General features: G+C 68.4%; 17 protein-coding genes and 2 pseudogenes. 8 read left to right on the forward strand and 11 right to left on the reverse strand.

From position 1 onward, the window contains the following. Positions 1-70 precede the first annotated feature (70 nt). From ACGFYY_RS01100 to ACGFYY_RS01120, 5 genes and pseudogenes are all read right to left on the reverse strand, one after another. The gene (locus ACGFYY_RS01100; RefSeq protein ID WP_393706489.1) at positions 71-2,296 is read right to left on the reverse strand and encodes a cell division protein FtsK; all 2,226 of its coding nucleotides are present in this window, start codon (positions 2,294-2,296) and stop codon (positions 71-73) included. A 92-nt stretch (positions 2,297-2,388) separates the two neighbouring features. Next, positions 2,389-2,773 (reverse strand): annotated as a pseudogene (locus ACGFYY_RS01105) (RRQRL motif-containing zinc-binding protein). Then, positions 2,773-3,861 carry a conjugal transfer protein gene (locus ACGFYY_RS01110; protein ID WP_393706490.1) on the reverse strand — a complete coding sequence of 363 codons (1,089 nt, stop codon included), beginning with the start codon at positions 3,859-3,861 and terminating at the stop codon, positions 2,773-2,775. Before ACGFYY_RS01110 ends, ACGFYY_RS01105 begins: the two are co-directional and overlap by 1 nt. Further along, complete coding sequence (locus ACGFYY_RS01115) at positions 3,861-4,505, reverse strand: GGDEF domain-containing protein (RefSeq protein WP_393706491.1); 645 nt, start codon at positions 4,503-4,505, stop codon at positions 3,861-3,863. Before ACGFYY_RS01115 ends, ACGFYY_RS01110 begins: the two co-directional genes overlap by 1 nt. Beyond that, positions 4,502-4,804, reverse strand: coding sequence for a hypothetical protein (locus ACGFYY_RS01120; protein ID WP_393706492.1), 303 nt, complete (start codon positions 4,802-4,804; stop codon positions 4,502-4,504). The genes ACGFYY_RS01115 and ACGFYY_RS01120 overlap by 4 nt, the downstream gene beginning before the upstream one ends. A 270-nt stretch (positions 4,805-5,074) precedes the next feature. Here ACGFYY_RS01120 and ACGFYY_RS01125 point away from each other — a divergent pair, with 270 nt between their 5' ends. The 6 genes and pseudogenes from ACGFYY_RS01125 (at position 5,075) to ACGFYY_RS01150 (ending at position 9,244) form a co-directional block, all read left to right on the forward strand. Then, positions 5,075-5,452 carry a winged helix-turn-helix domain-containing protein gene (locus ACGFYY_RS01125; protein ID WP_393706493.1) on the forward strand — a complete coding sequence of 126 codons (378 nt, stop codon included), beginning with the start codon at positions 5,075-5,077 and terminating at the stop codon, positions 5,450-5,452. 296 nt (positions 5,453-5,748) lie between these two features. After that, a pseudogene (locus ACGFYY_RS01130) lies at positions 5,749-5,904 on the forward strand (helix-turn-helix domain-containing protein); the annotation flags it as partial. Positions 5,905-6,096: 192 nt separating this feature from the next. Further along, a complete protein-coding gene (locus tag ACGFYY_RS01135) occupies positions 6,097-7,104 on the forward strand; it encodes a DNA-binding protein (RefSeq protein ID WP_393706824.1) in 1,008 nt (335 codons plus the stop codon). A gap of 41 nt (positions 7,105-7,145) precedes the next feature. Then, complete coding sequence (locus tag ACGFYY_RS01140) at positions 7,146-7,829, forward strand: RibD family protein (protein WP_393706494.1); 684 nt, start codon at positions 7,146-7,148, stop codon at positions 7,827-7,829. Continuing rightward, positions 7,826-8,278 carry a deaminase gene (locus ACGFYY_RS01145; RefSeq protein WP_393706495.1) on the forward strand — a complete coding sequence of 151 codons (453 nt, stop codon included), beginning with the start codon at positions 7,826-7,828 and terminating at the stop codon, positions 8,276-8,278. Before ACGFYY_RS01140 ends, ACGFYY_RS01145 begins: the two co-directional genes overlap by 4 nt. A 165-nt stretch (positions 8,279-8,443) precedes the next feature. Continuing rightward, positions 8,444-9,244 (forward strand): nucleotidyltransferase, encoded by an 801-nt coding sequence (locus tag ACGFYY_RS01150; protein ID WP_393706496.1) that lies wholly within the window; start codon positions 8,444-8,446, stop codon positions 9,242-9,244. Between the two features lie 884 nt (positions 9,245-10,128). Here the strand turns inward: ACGFYY_RS01150 and ACGFYY_RS01155 are convergent. The 4 genes from ACGFYY_RS01155 to ACGFYY_RS01170 form a co-directional block, all read right to left on the reverse strand. Then, complete coding sequence (locus ACGFYY_RS01155) at positions 10,129-10,758, reverse strand: hypothetical protein (protein ID WP_393706497.1); 630 nt, start codon at positions 10,756-10,758, stop codon at positions 10,129-10,131. A 365-nt stretch (positions 10,759-11,123) separates the two neighbouring features. Further along, entirely contained in the window at positions 11,124-11,657 is a 534-nt protein-coding gene (locus ACGFYY_RS01160) for a DUF6932 family protein (protein WP_393706498.1), read from the reverse strand. A gap of 653 nt (positions 11,658-12,310) precedes the next feature. After that, entirely contained in the window at positions 12,311-13,069 is a 759-nt protein-coding gene (locus ACGFYY_RS01165) for a DUF6928 family protein (protein ID WP_393706499.1), read from the reverse strand. A gap of 179 nt (positions 13,070-13,248) precedes the next feature. After that, positions 13,249-13,923: a hypothetical protein gene (locus tag ACGFYY_RS01170; RefSeq protein ID WP_393706500.1), complete on the reverse strand. Its 675-nt coding sequence runs from the start codon at positions 13,921-13,923 to the stop codon at positions 13,249-13,251. 316 nt (positions 13,924-14,239) lie between these two features. Here ACGFYY_RS01170 and ACGFYY_RS01175 point away from each other — a divergent pair, with 316 nt between their 5' ends. Further along, the gene (locus ACGFYY_RS01175) at positions 14,240-15,226 is read left to right on the forward strand and encodes an XdhC family protein (protein ID WP_393706501.1); all 987 of its coding nucleotides are present in this window, start codon (positions 14,240-14,242) and stop codon (positions 15,224-15,226) included. A gap of 9 nt (positions 15,227-15,235) precedes the next feature. Here ACGFYY_RS01175 and ACGFYY_RS01180 read toward each other — a convergent pair whose 3' ends face one another. Beyond that, positions 15,236-15,559, reverse strand: a complete 324-nt coding sequence (locus ACGFYY_RS01180; protein WP_365269636.1) for a plasmid stabilization protein — start codon at positions 15,557-15,559, stop codon at positions 15,236-15,238. 119 nt (positions 15,560-15,678) lie between these two features. Here ACGFYY_RS01180 and ACGFYY_RS01185 point away from each other — a divergent pair, with 119 nt between their 5' ends. After that, positions 15,679-16,074 carry a DUF6479 family protein gene (locus ACGFYY_RS01185; protein WP_365269598.1) on the forward strand — a complete coding sequence of 132 codons (396 nt, stop codon included), beginning with the start codon at positions 15,679-15,681 and terminating at the stop codon, positions 16,072-16,074. A gap of 68 nt (positions 16,075-16,142) precedes the next feature. Here the strand turns inward: ACGFYY_RS01185 and ACGFYY_RS01190 are convergent, their stop codons facing one another. Next, positions 16,143-16,988, reverse strand: coding sequence for an ATP-dependent DNA ligase (locus ACGFYY_RS01190; protein ID WP_393706502.1), 846 nt, complete (start codon positions 16,986-16,988; stop codon positions 16,143-16,145). Positions 16,989-17,037 lie beyond the last annotated feature (49 nt).

Genomic DNA, 17,037 nt, shown 5'->3' on the forward strand with positions numbered 1-17,037 from the left:
TGGCATACGGGCTGCTAGCGGGGTCGCTAGCGCTAGCGACGTCCGCTGCTAACACCAGCGACCCGTGGGGCTAGCCCGCGTCCCGCTTCCTGTTGCGCTCCGTAATCGCCTTGGCGATGTGGGCGCGTTCGATGCCGCGCTTGTTGACGGTCTTGCCGTCGATGCGGCGGCCGATCTGGTCGGTGCCGATGCCGTACGGCTTGAGCGCCGCGGTGAGCTGTTCGGCCTTGGGCTTGGGGTCCATCTCGGCCCACGGCCCGTAGACCTCGGGGCGGTGATCGGCAAGCCGGTCCACGATGGTCTCGGACCAGATCTTGGTCTCGCCCTTGCCGATGACGGCGGCGATGTCGTCCAGGATCGTGGCGAGCGCGGCATCGGCCGGCGCCTCTCCGGCGGCGTCGCCGGAGAGCGTGCCCTCCGACTGCCGGAGAGCCTGAGCGCGCGTGAGGATGGTCTCCGCGTCGCGGCCGTCGGCCAGGTACGTACGGACGATCCCGGCGTCGTCGGACATGCCCTTGAGCAGGCCGACTCCCTTGTGGGACTTGAGGAGCCGGGAGGCGTCCAGGCCCTCGCCGTACGATCCGGCGCCGAGGATGGTCTCCGAGACCTGGTAGGCGCCAACCCGCAGGGCGAACCGGGCCTGGTGCTGGTCGCGGAGTACAGACGGGCAGGCGGTGTCGTCGGGCTTCTGCGTCGCGGTCATCACCGAGACGCCGACGGCCGGCGCGACGCGGGCGAGGAAGACCAGCAGGTCAAGGATGGTCTTCCCGTGGACGGGGTGCATCAGGTACTCCTGCACCTCATCCACCACGAAGAGCACGAGCGGCATGCCGTACTTCTTGTCCCGCGAGATGGTCGGGGTGAGCTTGCCCTCCGGGCAGACGTGCAGGGGGAGTTCGGAGAGCCGGTGGTAGCGGTCCTCCACATCGGCCTTGAGCTCCTGGAGCGAGTTGACCAGGTGCATGACCGGGTCCACCCCGCCCTGGGGCACGGTGCCGAAGCCGACCCGGTGGGCGACCATCGAGAACTTCCGCCAGTCCGGGGAGGCCTTGCCGTCGAACACGTACAGCCGGACGTACGGGTCCAGGGCCGCGGCGAGCGCGATGGTGCGGGCGGAGAACGTCTTGCCCTGGCGGGGGACGGCCCCGACGAGGAGCGAGAGCCAGAGCATGCTGATCTCGACCTCGACGCCTCGCTCGTCGCGGCCCCACGGGAAGGGCTTCCAGAAGTCCACGCGGTCCGCGCCGAGGAGCGGGGTGCGGCCGGTCGGAACGGCGAGCGGGTCGCGGTTGGCCACCCACATGGAGACGCGGCGTGAGCTGGTCGTATCGCGGTCCAGGAACACCTGGGTCTCGGCGACGTCGATGCCCGAGGCGAGCGCGTCGCGCTTCTTGACCGCGTCGGAGAACGTCTTGCCGTACGGGAGGTCCACGACGACGCGCCAGCCGTCGCCGTCCTGCCGGATGGGCTGCGGGAAGGCGATGCCCTGATCCGGCTTGGTGAGTCCGGCTGCCAGGAAGGCGCGGGTGACGATGTCCGAGGTCAGCTTGCGGTGGCGGAACTTCACCTTGGCCGCATCGATCAGCGGCCGGTCCGCCGGCGCGCCCACCCAGCCGAGCGCCCCGGTCAGGGCGATCAGGGCCAGGGTGAGGAGCCAGGCCGGGGCGAGCACCCACATGGCCAGGGCCGCGCCGAGGCCGATCACGCTGGCCAGGGTGGCGATGATGCTGCGGAGCTTCACCCGGGCGTCCCGCTGCCGGGAGAGCTTGAGGTACTCCCCCGCGTCCTCGGTCCGGACTGCGGCGAGGCGGACCGGGAGGCCTTCGGCGTCGGAGACCCAACGGCCGGTCGCACCCACCCAGCGGAAGGCGCCGCGCGGGGCGTAGGCCAGGAGCTTCGCCGAGTACACGGGGGTTCGCACCAGGTGGTAGGCGGTCGTCTGGCCGTAGTGGCTGGCCGCCCACTTGGTGACGGCGGCGCGCTGCTTGGCACTCGTCAGCCAGTCGGGAAGCACCGGCCGGCGGGCCTTGTCCTTGGCCTCGATCACCTCGGCGATCGAGGGCGGGAACTCGTGCTTGGGCGGGTCGACGGGGTCGCCCTCGGCGACGGTCCCGTCGTCGTCCGGCTGCTCGTCGGGGAGTTCGGCCTCCCACTCCCCCGGCCTGGCCTCACCCGGGGCCAGCGGCTCGGTCTTGCCCTTCTTCGCGGGGAACGGCAGGACCGAAGCCGACCCCGGGGAGTTCTGCGTGCTTTCCGGCTCTTCACCGGACTGCTCGATGACGTGGATCTCAGACACGATGGATCTGCTCCCTCTGTGGAGGCGGGAAGGGGCCCGGACGACGTTTCGGACGGCCGACCGTCCGGGCCTGAAGCTCGTGATCTGTGCGGTCAGGCGGCGCGCTGTTCTTCGGGGTAGGCGCAGGACACGCACATGCCGAGCGAGGCCGGGATGACGTATCCGGCGTCGGTGGAGCACTGCGGGCAGGTGCGGCGGGAGAGCATCGCCAGAGCGAGCGCTCCCCACTTGCGCGAGGTCATGGGCCGAACGGGCTTGGCCAGGTCGACGCGGTACAGGTAGGCCACGAGCGGCTCACGCCGGAACCGGGGCCGCAGGAGCTGCGCGGCGATCGGCTGGCCACCGGGCCGCAGCCCCTCGGCGCGAAGTTGGCGGCGGGTGGCCAGGCCCCTCGGGGGCCAGGCGCCACGGGTAGGTCGGTATCCCGAAACGGGCGCCGTCCGGGTCGAAGCACTCGGCGAACGTCAGCGAGGTCATCAGGCCGCCTCAGGCTCGGCACGCTCGGCCTTGAGCGCGTCACGTAGCGTCCGGCCGTTGGCGGACGACGTACGGACCGCCTTGCGGATCCCTTCCGCCGTCAATCGGGCGTCGGGCCAGTCGGCCGTGACCGACCGGGCTTCGGCGAGGAGTTCGGCCGGGGTACGAGTCGGTCGGGACGTACGGGCCGACTGCGGCACCCGACCCGTCGCCCGGCGGGGAGCGGACTCGGCGGCCGCGACTGCCCTCGGAGGAGCCGACTGGGGAAGCTCGACCGGCTCGACTGCCGGCACCGACTCGCCCCGTCCGGCCGCCTCGATCGCGGGAACCGGGTCGGCCGACTCGGGAAGGGATACGTCGGCAGCAACGGTCGGACTCTCGGCAGTCGACTTGCGCAGGTCAGACCCCAACCGATTTTCGGTGATCTCAGGCGTTACATCCCGATCTGCGGTTCCGGTGAACATGGCGGCGAGGGCGGCGTCCGCGCCGCTGGTGAGCCGGTCGCGTTGGACGTCCAGGAGCCTGGCACCCAGCGACGCGTCGCCCAGCCCCACCTTCCTGGCCAGCCGCCACGACGTCCGGTCGGACCACTTCCGCACCCAACCCGACGGATGGTTCGCGGCACGCCCCCGGTGGTACGCGAGGGCACGCACCACGGCAGCCGCCTTGGCTTCGGCCTCGGCGTCGCGGCCGTCCTGGTGGACCACGATCCGCCGGGCCAGGAACGCCATGCCCTCGGCCGACACGCACATGCCCATCGGCGTCACGGCATAGATCACGGTCCGGCCCGGGCCATCGGCGGCCATCGCGGCCATCACCGATGCGGCGGCGGGCAGGGCCCACAAGCCCACCCGGATAATCCCCGGGGAGGACTGCCCAAGCATCGTCAGCCCGAGCAGTACGAGCGCCAGCACGGCGGTCGCGCCCTCACCGGCCGCCACCGCTCCCACCGCCGTACCCGAACCGTAGGCGCGGCGGATGTTGCTGAAGGTGCCCGCTCCACCAGCGACGCCGGTGGCCACCATGGGCACGAACGCAGCCGTCAGAACGACCCTCTGCACCTTGGTCAGCGACCTGCGAGACGTCATCACGCCGCCTCACCACCGGTGCCACGCCGGCCGTCCCGGCGGCCGTTGACCGTACGCAGCTCCGGCACCGTCAACCGCTGCGCGATACGCCAGCCACCGCCGCGCTGCTTGGCCCGGTACATCTGCTCGTCCGCACGCCGCAGCAGAGTGGAGAGCTCCGCGGCGCCAGCGCGGTAGTAGGCGGCCCCGATCGACGCATGCACCTCGACCAGGTGGCCATCGAACGGCACCGGCCGGTCCAATCGAGCGGTGAGCATGTGCAGGTCCGCGCGCAGCTTGTCGACGCCGTAGCCGGGGATGACGGCGGCGAACTCGTCCCCGCCCAGACGACCGGCCACGCCGGCGCGCTCCTCGGCCCAGCCGCCCAGACGCCGGCCGGTGGCGCGGATGATCGCGTCTCCGGCCGCGTGGCCGAGGGAGTCGTTGATCTCCTTGAACCGGTTGAGGTCCAGGACCACTACGGCGAGCTGGCGCTTCCGGGCGAGGCTCTTGCGAGCGTGCTCCTCGAACGGGTCCCGCGTCCACAGGTCGGTGAGCGGGTCGCGGCGGGCAGTCTCGATCCGGCGCCGCATCCACAGGCTGTGAACCGACCAGCCGGACGCGAGCGGTAAGGCGACGGACAGGGCGGTCAGGGTGTGGCTCATGCCGCGGCCCCCTTGCCGCCCTTGTGCGCCGGGCGGCGGCCGGCGGGCCGCCGCACCAGCGGGGTGATGTTGAACAGCTCCGGCGCGTTGGCCTCGATCACCAGGGCGGCGATCCGGCTCACGTCGTCGGGCAGGTTGGGGTTCTCGGCGAGGATGTCGCGGGCCGCGTCAAGGCGGGCCGCGCGCTCCTCCTCGGTCTCCCCCTCCACACCGAGCCAGAGCTCCAGCGGGGTACCGAGGGCCAGTTCGATGAACTCCTCAACACTGGCGGCCTCCTGGCCGCCGATGTACATACGCATCGTCGTTCTCCTGAAGTCGAAGGGATACCGAGGCGGTCGCGGTCTTTGGCGAGAGGCGACCGGCCCCGGGGGCAAAGCGGGCCTTCCGGGCAGGGCAAACGAGGGTCGATCGCAGCTACCGGCAGGGCAGTTGCGACCGGTTGAGCCCCGTTTCCGCGACACTCAACCCTGCCTCAGAGTGCACTGTGAGGCAGAGTTGCGCAAGCCCTTCTCCGGGGAAGAGCGGGGCGGGCGCTAGCTCTCCCTGTGCCGCTTGGGCACACTGAGGCAGTGACGGCGAAGAGACATGAGGTGCAGATGGTCGAGTGGACCGGCAAGCCCGCCTACCAGCAGGTGGCGGAACAGCTGAGGCGGAGGATCGCGGCCGGCGAGTTCGCGGAGTCCCGCAAGCTGCCGTCCCTGGCAGACCTCCAGGCAACGTACGGCGTCACCGTGACCGTGGCTCGCGACGCCATCCGCCAGCTCAAGACGGACGGCCTCGCGGTCAGCCATCAGGGCAAGGGGGCATTCCTGACTGCGGAGGCCTCCGACGCCGCGAGGCTCGCCAGCCCCGAGAACGCGATCGCAGAGCTCCGCGATCAGGTTGCCCGACTCCAGGGCGAGGTCGCCGAACTCCGCGAGCGGGTCGCGGGTCTGGAGGAGAATTAGGCCCTGGCGCCCGTCGCGCCGGCCGTCGCCGGCGGGGCGTGTGATGGGTTCACGAGCGGCAGCTGTTGTCACGATCTTGCCCCCTTCGTTCGGATCGAATGGAGGGCTCCGACCTGCGTCGCTAGGCTGTCGTCCGCCCCTCTGCACCCTTTGTAGACCGGGCAGTTGAGTGACCGACAGGTCTGCTATGTGGCCGCCAGGAGGCGGCCACATAGGCCGCATGAGGGGGACGAGTGGGGCAGCGACCGAACGACCTGACACCGCATGCAAGCCCTCAGCACTACCTAGGCGCCGAAATGCGCGCCTGGCGCACGCAGCGGGGCTTATCACTGGGCAAGCTCAGCCGATCGATCCTGTTCAACACCAGCTACATGGCCCGCGTGGAACGAGGCGGCCAGGCGGCGTCGGCCGACCTGGTCAGGGCGTACGACGACGCGCTCGGCGCCAGCGGCTCGCTCGTACGGCTCCACTCATCGATCCTCGAAGGGGCCAGCCTGGACGCCCTTTCCACGGTGGATGTGGCTAAACGAGGGCCCCATGTGGCCAACGGCTCTGTGGCCCTGGCTGAGGAACCGGAGACTCAGGCACCGTCGGAGGAGGGGATGTCCGTCCCCGTTCGTTCCGATGACGGAAGGATCATCTTCGTGTCTCTGTCCCGAAGGGCTCTGATCGGCGCGCTCGGCGCTGGTGCCGCGATCGCTGCGAGCTCTGACTTCTCCGCAGCGGCAAGCCCTGCCCCACGCTCCGATCTCATCGCCTCCGGGGCCGACCCGATCGAGCTTCTCCAGGCCACCCGACGGGTGCTGATCGACAACGACAACCTGTTCGGTCCCCATCGGGTGATACCGACGGTGCAGCAGCAGATCACCGCAATCAAGGAACTACGTGCGGATCGCCGCGGCACCGACCGCCGGAAGCTCCTCCAGCTGCAGACCCAGTACTCGGAACTCTGTGGCTGGCTCTACCAGGACCTCGGGGACTTCCGCGCCGCCCAGCACTGGATGCGCGAGGCCTTGGAGGCCTCCCACATGGCGGGCGACGACGAACTGACCACGTACGTCCTGGCTCGCCGCAGTCAGCTCGCCGGCGACATGAACGACCCGATCGAGGCGGTGGACGTTGCCGAGGCCGCAGAGGACCGCGCCGCGCCGAGGAGCCGTCTGGCGGCAGTGGCCGCAACGTACGGGGCCCACGGCCACGCGCTCCGGAACGACCCGCTGATGGCTCAGCGGGCATACGAGCACGCGCGGGAACTCCTCGCCCGGATGGACCCGGATCCCAGCTCGCCCTGGGGTGTCTGGCTCGATGGCGCGTACATAGACGTGCAGCGGGCGCACAGCCTGGCCGCTCTCGGGGACCACCACGGAGCGGCTGCAGGATTCCGGGATGCCATCAGCCGACTGCCCGCCGGCTACCACCGCGACCGCGGCGTCTACCTGGGACGGGAAGCCGTCTCCCTGGCCCGCGCGGGCGAGGCCGAGCAGGCCGCTTCCGCAGGACTGCAGGCCTTGGCCGTCGCGAAGGAGACCGGTTCCGACCGCATCGCGCGGGAGCTGGCCCAGCTCGACGGAGTACTTGATCAATGGCGTACGGTCCCTGGCGTGAGCGACTTCAAGGACGCTCTGACCGAGGCAGTACTGCGCCAGGCCTGAACAGGCTCCCTCCGCCCTGACCAGCACATGAAGGAGACCCAATGCCCCGCCCGTACGTCCTCCTGAGCGTGGCCACATCCGTGGACGGCTACATCGACGACACCAGCGCCGAACGTCTCCTGCTGAGCAACAGCGAGGACTTCGACCGGGTGGACCAGGTGCGCGCCGAGTCGGACGCCATCCTGATCGGCGCCGGCACGATGCGGTCCGACAACCCCCGACTGCTGGTGAACAGCGACGAGCGGCGCGCGGCACGGGTGGCCGCAGGAAAGCCGGCCTACCCCTTGAAGGTCACCATCTCCGCGAGCGGAGACCTGGAGTCCGACCTGAAGTTCTGGCACCACGGCGGAGAGAAGCTCGCCTACACCACGGACGCGGGCGAGGAGAAGCTCCGCGAGCGCCTCGCCGGCCTGGCGGAGGTGGTCTCCACGGGCCCGGACATCGACTTCGGCGCCCTGCTGGACGACCTCGGGGCCCGCGGCATAGAGCGGCTGATGGTGGAGGGCGGCGGACAGATCCACACCGCCTTCCTCTCCCAGGGCCTGGCCGACGAGATCCACCTCGCCATTGCCCCCCTGGTCGTCGGCGACCCGGGCGCCCCCCGCTTCCTGAACCCCGCCACGTACCCGGGCGGATCCACCCGCCGAATGCACCTCGCCGAGGCGAGCACTATCGGCGACGTCGTTCTCCTCCGCTACCTGCCCAAGCAGGAGGGCTCCGCATGACGCACGCCGACGATGTGACCTGGATGGAGCGGGCCATCGAACTCTCCCGCAAGTGCCCGCCGGCCGAGGGCGCCTTCTCCGTCGGTGCCATCATCGTGGGCGCAGATGGCGAAGAGCTGGCCCACGGCTACTCCCGCGAGACCGACGCTCACGTCCACGCCGAGGAATCAGCCCTGGCCAAGCTCCCGACGGACGACCCCCGCCTGGCCGGCGCCACGCTCTACAGCACGCTGGAACCCTGCTCGGAGCGCAGGTCCCGCCCCCTCACGTGCACCCAACTGATCCTCCGCTCCCCCATCCGCCGCGTGGTCATCGCCTGGCGCGAGCCGAGCCTCCTGGTGGCCGACTGTGTGGGCGTCGAAACCCTGCGAGGGCAAGGCATCCAGGTCATCGAGCTGTCTGGTCTGAGAAGCCAGGCGCGAGCGGTGAACGAGCACCTTCTGCGCTGACCAAGATCCCCCTCAACGCCCCCGGCGAACAGTCAACGTGCGTGCATCCGAGGGGCGACAAATTTTGCGGAACGCGTGCCCGCTACCTAGCCTTTGCGGCAAAATGAGCGTTCTGCCCGTGGGCAGAAGCGACCTAAACCTCGGGAATCAAATGCACCGTCCCGCATGAACGGAACGCTTCAAGATCGACTCGAAGTCTTCTTTCATAACATCTCCCTTAGTGACAATCAGCAAGGAGAAGCACAGAACCGAGCCAGGGAAATCTGCAGATTCCTTGGCGAGGGGAAAATGGTTCACGACTGTTTCGTGAGTGGGTCACTCTCGCGCTCGACGGCTCTACGCGGTTTCTCGGATATCGACCTCGTCGTCACCTTGAGTAACACCTCATCAGATATCCGGCCGGCATCAATCATCTCCGATCTACTCAAGACCCTCCTGACCCGGTATCCAGGTTCTGAAGTATCCGAAAATACCGTGCGCATCAGATTTCCCGACGGACCAGGCGTGGACGTTCTTCCAGCACTCAAACTAGCGGGCACGTCCGATAGGGAGACGTACAAGATCCCAACTTTCAACCTTGAGAGCTGGCAGGAATTCTCCCCGAATGAGTTGACCCAACGCGTTCGCGAGATCGACTCAAGGTGCCGAGGGGATTTCACCCGATTGATCAAGCTGATCAAATGGTGGAGTAATCTACACGGAAAACCCATCCCCTCATTCAAAATTGAGCAGATCGCCAGCATTGCATTCGCGCGCGAGATGCCCGAAATAAGTCAAGCCGTGGTCGTCTTCTTCGATGCAGCAATTCGGCAATATGCCGAGACATCGCGCGTACCATCGGAAATCCTAGAAGCTCACGCTACAGCCAAGCGAGCAGCGGAGCTTGAGGAAAGCGGGGACACGCAAGGATCTATCGAGCATTGGGGGTGCTTGCTGGGTGACCAGTACCCAACCGTCATCGTCTGAGATTATCGCTCTAGCCAATTCTCAACTAGAGAAGGCTGGATCGGCCTACCGGAGAAGCAGGTGGCTCCAGGTTGCCACCTTTACGCTTAGCGTGGCATCGATCTTCATCTCAAACGGGTGGACTTACGTACCGGCCCTTCTAGCGCTAGGGATCCAAATCTTTTCCTGGATCACTCGAAACAAGGCCGCGAAGTTCCATGGCGCCGGCGAGGAAGGGAGGATGAGGGGACTCCTCCTGGATGCGCTGGGATCAACAGAAGAGCGGGTCGACCTGAATAACTGGTTCAGTCGAGTAACCCCACGAACCGGTGAGGCACCCCCACCTCCCGCACCTCCGAACTATTTCGCTAGCAGCTCATCAGCAGGCCTGAAGCGCCTATGTGAGCACCTGCAGGAGAATGCATTCTGGGGAAAGCACCTGTACAAGGAGGCCGCTGACTACTACGGAAGAATGCTCTGGATCTTCGCCGGCCTATTCGTAGCAGCAGCCCTTATCGCCATTCCGGTGGCTTCGGACGGCCACGGTCTGGTATTGGCACGCTTGATCGTTGTCGCCCTCGCCTCAGGCGCGGCTTTCACACAGCTGAGCGAAGTTTCCTCTTGGAAGTCAGCCGAGTCGAAGAGTGAAACCCTTGATCGCCGCCTGGAGTCTCTAACGGGTTGCAGTGATGAGGAACTCCGAGCAGGTCGCATCGGAGCCCTCCTATCCGCGTACGGCGACTACTGCACCGCAACCGCAGGTGCCCCTCCGGTGCCGACGTGGATTTACCTTCGCGAGAGAAATCGAGTTAACGATCTATGGAATAGGCGAAGCACCTGATTCTCCACACCTGGTGGGGTGCGGCCTTCAGATGCGAAGAAGGTCGCACACGCCATTGAGGCGTCTAGAGCTCTTCAGCCTCGCTCAATGTGAGTTCTCGAAGTGAATAGATACGGTGCTCACGACCACCAGCGAGACGAGCAGTGAGAACATCGACCTCGACTACCACACGACGTTCTGCGTAGCCCGCGAGAAGGCCAGTCACTGACTCCTTCTCGGTGCGCACTACCACGACACCCTTGCCGTCTACTTCAACTTCAATTACGCCGCGCACCTTACTTCCACCGACCAGTACTCCGGTAAGAGACTCCGTACTGTCGTCCACCTGGGCCGTTTTGAGCACCTTTAGGCACCGGTCCGCGCTCTCCCAGCTTAGCGATGACGTTCGACGCTTGGTGCCCTTAGATTCCCATGTCATCGTGACATTCGTATTGGTCGAAGCGAGGACATCTGAAAGTTCAGACAGGTGGCTAATCACGCGACGGCCCAGCGGCAGGGCTGCATCGAGGAGCGCATCTTCCGCTCCAACGGATGAGCTGGCTCGGTCCGCTAGGTCGAGGATCTTGTTGATTGCTCGATCCAGGAGAATGTCGCCACCTGAGCCCGGAAGTTCTGCTTGTCCCGCCTCTGGAGCTCCTTCAAGAATCATTCCATAAGACGAGGCGAATACGGGACCAGAGAAAAGCTTCGTCACCCGCTGAATTTCCCTAGGAACGGGGCCAGAGTCGTGTGTGGGTCGAAGCTCGTCGAGAGCGTAGGCGACTGACTGCACAACGGTCTGCAGAGCGCGCAGCCAGTCGCCAAGAACGCCAACCTCGACCTGGTGTGTCCGGACAGTTGCACCATCGAGAGCAAAGCGCAGGATCGGCCGGCACTCGCTGCCCGATGTGTCGGATCCTGCTTCGCCTTGCATCGATCTGGCAAGACGTCGTAGCTGCAGCGAGCGGAGCTCGGTGAGCGTTCTGGGAGCCGGCTTCTCCGTCGACTCCGATCGTCGAGCTGCGAGCCACGCACGTAGGGCCTTCTTATCCGTGACATCAGGAAGGCTCGGGGGGGTGTTCATAGCGCCACCTCCAGATATCCCCGACGTCCCGTGTGACGCGTGCGCTGCCAGATCTCATCATAGAGACCAAGGATCTGAAAGACCTCGCTGTCACCTGCCGCCATCGCTCCGACGACACCCAAATCCTTGAAGCGCAAGGTGGCCGGCAAGCTCAGGACGTAGGCGTCGATGCGCATGCCGTGCTTCACACACCACTCCCGATCGCTGAGGTTGGCCAGGTCTGCGAGGTCATCGGGGTCGGCGACCGTTCCATAGACGCTGGCGTCCAAGAGGTAGGCCACATCGACGTCACTCGGATTCAGTTTGCCGCTCACGAAGCTCCCAGCCAGCCAGATACGCCTCACTGATCCGAAGAGGCACTCGATCAGAGCCCGGTGGGACCCTAGCTCCTCCCAGAGGCCGGGTCGTGTACTCGACGCTCCAAAAGCTTCAGCTCGAACCAGCGACGCTTCAACCTCTTCCCACGTCGCGGGGTAACGGCCAGGAGCCGGACACTGAGTGGACGAGTCAAGGGGCGGCAGCGGCGGCATGCGACTCCAGGGGCATCGGAGGATGGCAGCACTCTACGCGGCAACAGCCTGGCAGATCAGGGTGTAGCCGCGACTACTTAGGGCTCGGCTCGTCTCCACCACTCGCTAGGCCAGACCCTCAGACAGTCAAGTGCGCGTGACAAGCGTGTGAGCCGTCCGGCCTCTCGGGCCGCGGCATTGCATCGGTGCAGCACAGAGACGCTTTTGCTCTACATCCCCTAGTGCCCTCCGGAGCCGTGTGCGCAGGTTCGAATCCTGCCGGGGGCACTTCGCAGGAAGTGCCCAAAGACCCCGCCATCAGCGGCAACGCTGAAGCCGGGGTCTTCGCGTATGTGCAGCCATGTGCCAGGCGATGCAGCCCCATGACAGCCTCTGCGGCCTGTTCGCGGCCCGGAACTCCCCGCAACTGCCCGGGTCAGCCAGGGAAACACGAAGGCCCCGGGTTTCCCCAGGGGCCTCGGGCAGCAACGCCTCAGCTCTCACTCGTACTCGCGGAGCAGTTCCTCGATCCGCCGGTTGCCGACCTCCTGCCGACCGTCGAGGCACGGGGCGTACCGGCCGAGCAGGACCGCAACGCCGTTGCCCGCGCGTCGTTCAGGTGTCCACCATGCTCGCTCCCACCGGCCACAAGCCGACCAGGGAGCCCCCGGGGGCTAGAGGCTGTCCCGCTCGACCAGCAAGCCGTCAGGGCCCATTGAGTAGATTCGTGGCGGCCCCATCGCTGCGATGGCCCTCCGCCGCGCCTCTTCCTTCTCGGCGGGGTCGGGGCCGTGAGGGTCCCGCACGCGGAAGCCATGAAGTCCGATGCTGTCCGCGTCCACGTCGTCGGATTCCGGATATCCCTCCTGAATGAAGCCGCAGAGCGCGCGTAGTGCGTCTTCTCCGAGCTCCAGAGGGTGGAAGGGCAAGGCGTACGGCTCCTCTTCCTCACCCGGCCAAGGAATGACGTCCGCCGGACGGTCCCCGGCCCAGTAGGGGCGTTCGAAGGGGAGCTGCTCCCCGATGTTTTCCATGATCCCGCCGTCCGGCGACAGGCTCAGGGATCGAATGAGCTGTCCGTCCTCCCAGACGGCGAATGCCAGCCAGTCGACGACACTGTGCATGGCGTGCAAAACCAACCGTCGGCCGGCACTCGCCGCCACGAAGTGCTCGGGTAGCTGTGAAGGCAAATCGATCATCACCCGCTGATCGCAGACGAGCTCCACACCCGACCAGCTCGCCCCATAGGTCGTTCCGTCGGGGGGATAGACGCCCTCCCCCAGGAACGAACCCTCACACTCTTCGATCTCACAGCCCGGATACAGGCGCCTCATCATGAGGGACGTCGGCTCCAAGTCCGCCGCACCCACCTGGCGCAGCAGGCCCGGCACATCGCCGTCGGCATACACGAGCAGACCGGTCTTGGCTCCCAAGGTCCCTCCCCAAAGCACAACGCCCCATCGTGCCCGCACCGTATCCCCCGGCTCTGACAGCGACGGATCAGCGGGCCGACCTGACACGAAGACGGAGCCGGGCTTGCGTGCGCTTCCGTTTCGGTCGGCGCGCGTCGTGCTGCGCTGCGCTCACGGCCGTGCCGCCGTCGGACCCGGACTCAGGTCGGGGGCTTCTGGAGGGGGGCGTCGCTGCCGGCCCACAGGTAGACGCGGGTGGTGCCGGGCCGGAACTCGTGGGCGTGGATGTCCACGCACAGCCTGAGTGCGCCGCTTTCGGGCGACTTCGCCTCGCGCGGGCAGACACTCGTGACACGCATGCCCTCGGTGAAGGTCTCGGGTTCGGGCAGACCGAGGTGGCTGAAGCCGTCGCTGCGGGTGTAGCCCGGCTCGTACGGGTGCCGGTTGCGGGCCATCGGGTCGCCCTCACGCAGGAGCGGCTGCAGGAACCGGTCCGCCTCCGCGGTCGAAACGGTGAAGGTGAGCAGCGCGGCGTCGTACTGCACGTTGCTGTGGAACGCGGCCCGCCGATCGGTGGCCGCCTCCGGTACCCGCACACCGAGCGCGCCCGCCGTCCACTCGGGCGTGGCGTTCTCCTCCCAGCAACACGCCCGGCCCTCGGCATCGGCCGGTCGTCCCCACTCGTGGGCGAGCGGGACGAGCATCGTGAGGACCCCGAGAACGCACAGGCTCACGAAGATCCCGGCCCCGATGGCGAGGCGCCGTTGCCAGGGCTTCCGCCGCTCGGCGCCGGTGTCGGGCTCCTGGGCCGGGCCGCCTGTGGGGGGCCGGCTCGGCTCACCGCCGTCGGGTGTCCCGAACGTCCCGATGGTCATGCCCCTGCCCCCCTCCCCGTCGTCAAGCCGGCTCCCGTCCCGTGGCCGTATTCGGAGCGGAGCACTGACCCCCGGCCTGCGAATCGGAGTGGATCACTCTAACAATTGGTGGGTGAACGGCTGTTCGGCATGACAGGTCCGGCTTGTCGGGTCCCGCCGGGCGTCGGTGGTCCGTACGAGGGGGGTGGGGCGGGGTCTGTGGGATTCGGGGGGTGGGGCCGGGTGGGGTGCGCGCGTACGTTGGGGGTGAGGCCGCACGGCGCCGCCGGCTCGGTGTCGCGTGGCGGGCTCTGACGATCGGGAAGGGGCGGCGCGGATGCGTGAGCTGGTGGAGACGGCGCGGCGGTGGGCGGCCGAGGGGCGGGCCGGGTATCTGGCCCGGCCCGTGACCGAGCAGGGGTTCGGGCCGCGGGATCCCGCCGGGGCCGTGCTCATCGATCCTCGGGGGGAGTGTGTCGGCACGCTCTACCGCGGGGTCTTCGACGCCGAGCTCGCCGCCGAGGTCGCGGCCCTGCCGCCCGGGGTCACGGCGCGGGTGTGCGAGGTGTCCGTACGGGCGGCCGAGGCCGTGGCCGCGAAGCTGACCTGCGGCGGGCAGGCCGAGGTGCTGCTGCAGCCGCTCGCCGCGATCCCGGCCGCGTGGTGGGAGCTGCTGGGCGACGGGGTCGGGGTGGCGTTGGTGACCCGGCTGAACGAGGCCGCCGACCAGGCCACCAGTGAGGTCGTACGGGCCACGGACGCGCCCGGTGACGATGCCGGCCGGCGGGCGGGCGAGTTGCTGGCGACCCGGCGGGCCGGGCGGGACGCGCTGTACGCGGAGTCGGGGTTGGTGCTGGTCGAGGCGTTCCCGTCGGCCCCCTACGTGGTCATCGGGGGCGGCGGCGAGCTGGCCGAGATCATCGAGCGGCAGTCGTTGCTGCTGGGCTGGGAGGCCGTACTGGTCACGGGCCCGGAGGAGGCCGGCAAGGTGCTGGAGGCCCGCCGGGACGCCGCGTGCCTGGTCATGCTGAGCCATGAGGAGTCGTTCGACGTGCCGACGCTGCGGGTGGCGCTGACCCAGGAGGTGCCGTACGTCGGCGCGCTCGGCTCCCGCAAGACCACCGCCCGGCGGCGGGAGGGGCTGCTGGCGGCCGGGGTCACCGAGGCTCAACTGGCGCGCGTGCACGGCCCGATCGGCCTGGACCTGGGCGCCCGTACCCCGGCGGAGACCGCGCTGGCGATCTGCGCCGAGATCCTGGGCGCGCTCGGGGAGCGCAAGGCCACCGGCGCGCTGCGGGACGCCGACGGGCCCATCAACGCCTGACCGGGGCCGTCACTCGCCCAGGGCCCGCTTGAGCTGTGTCTTGTTCATCTCCGAGCGGCCGTGGATGTTGCGGCGCCGGGCCTCGGCGTAGAGCTGTTCGTACGTGGGGCCCTGCGCGCCCGAGTGGGAGTGCAGGCCTCCGCGCCGGGACGAGGAGATGTCCTGGAGGGATTCCTTGCTCGCGGTCCGGGATTCGCCGGCCCTGGCTCGTTCCTTGTTCACGGTCCGGGCGGCGATCTCCTTCGCCTTCTCCTCCGGCTCGCCGCGCTCCTCCAGGCCCTCCTTGATGTGTTCGTACTGTCGTTCGCGCTTCGGGGACGATCCGCGGGGCATCGTCGGCCTCCTTCTCACTTCGGCATGTACGGGCGTGTACCGGGCGTGTACCCCGGATGGCCCATGGCATCCAGGGCATAGCGAAGCATTTCGGACCTGCGTGCGGGAACATGGTCGGTATGGACACGACCCTGAGCGTGGACGCGACCCTCGCCGACATCGCCTGGTTCCTGGTCGTCGGCATCCTCGTCGCCGGCTTCCTGCTGGGCGGCTTCCTGCTCGGCAAGAGGGTGCGGAACCACGAGCCACCCCCGCCCACCGCCGAGAGTCAGCCCCACCTGCCGGAGGGCGGGGCGGTCTACGAGGTCCGCGAGGAGCGGGACCAGGTGGAGATCCCCGAGGGGGGTCTACGCCCGCACGAGATGCAGGGCTACGGGAACTTCGGCTCCACCACCTCCACCCATCCGGACGAGGTCCGGGCGGAACGGGAGTCCGGCTACAAGCTGCCGGAGGGCCCGGGACCGCATCCACAGCCAGGAGCTCCCCCGGACGCCGGTCGCGGCGCACACGCCTGACGCGGCGCACCCGCCCGACGCACCCGGCACCCACTTCGACGGCCTCTGACCCGCGCCTCCCGCGCGGGTCAGAGGTCCGTCCGTAGCCGGAGCACCTCCGGCGGCGGGTGCCGGGCCGAGGTGTGCCGGACCTCCGCCGTGAGCGGTGGGTCGAGCGGCCGGAAGGGGACCTCCCCGAGCCCGATCGCCGTGACCGTGGACGGCGCGGGCGAGGCCGGCCCGCGGGCGGCCACCTCGGTCGCCACCTCCGCCCGCAGTGCCGCGCTGAGCGGGCTCGACACCAGCGGGCTCTCGTCCCCGACCGGCAGGACGAGCACCAGGGCGAGCGGGCGGCGCGGGGTTCCGGTGTAGCCGACCACCGCCGCGTCGCGGACGTCGGTGTGGCGGAGCTTCTGCCAGCCGCGCCGCCCGGCCGGGTAGGCCTGGTCCAGCCGTTTCACGACGAGGCCCTCGATACCGCTGGCCGGCAGGGTCTCGTACCAGGTGGCGGCCAGTTCCGGATCGGTGGTCATGGGCACCGGTTGCAGCGGCGGACCCAACGGCAGCAGCAGGTCGACGAGGAGGGCCCGGCGGCGCTCGTAGGGGCGGCCGCGCAGGTCCAGCCCGGCCAGTTCCAGCACGTCGAAGGCCGCGTACGAGGCGGGCAGGCGCTGCGCGAGGACGGCGGCCCGGGCGGAGGTGGCCGCCGCCCGCCGCTGTACCAGGGCGAAGTCCGTACGCCCGGCGTGCCAGACCACCACCTCGCCGTCGAGGACCGTGTCGGCGGGCAGCAGCAGCGCGGCCGCGGCCAGGTCGGGGAAGGCGCTGGTCACGATCCGGCCGGAGCGCGCCTGGAGCGTCACGTCGGTCGCCGAGCGCAGGACGACGAGCCGGTGGCCGTCGTTCTCCAGACTTAGGGGTGTCTCACGAGACACACCGAAGTCTCATGCCGGGTGTCGCGGGGACGCTCCGACCCTCACCATC

Source organism: Streptomyces sp. NPDC048331 (assembly GCF_043201215.1).
Classification (GTDB): Bacteria; Actinomycetota; Actinomycetes; order Streptomycetales; family Streptomycetaceae; genus Streptomyces.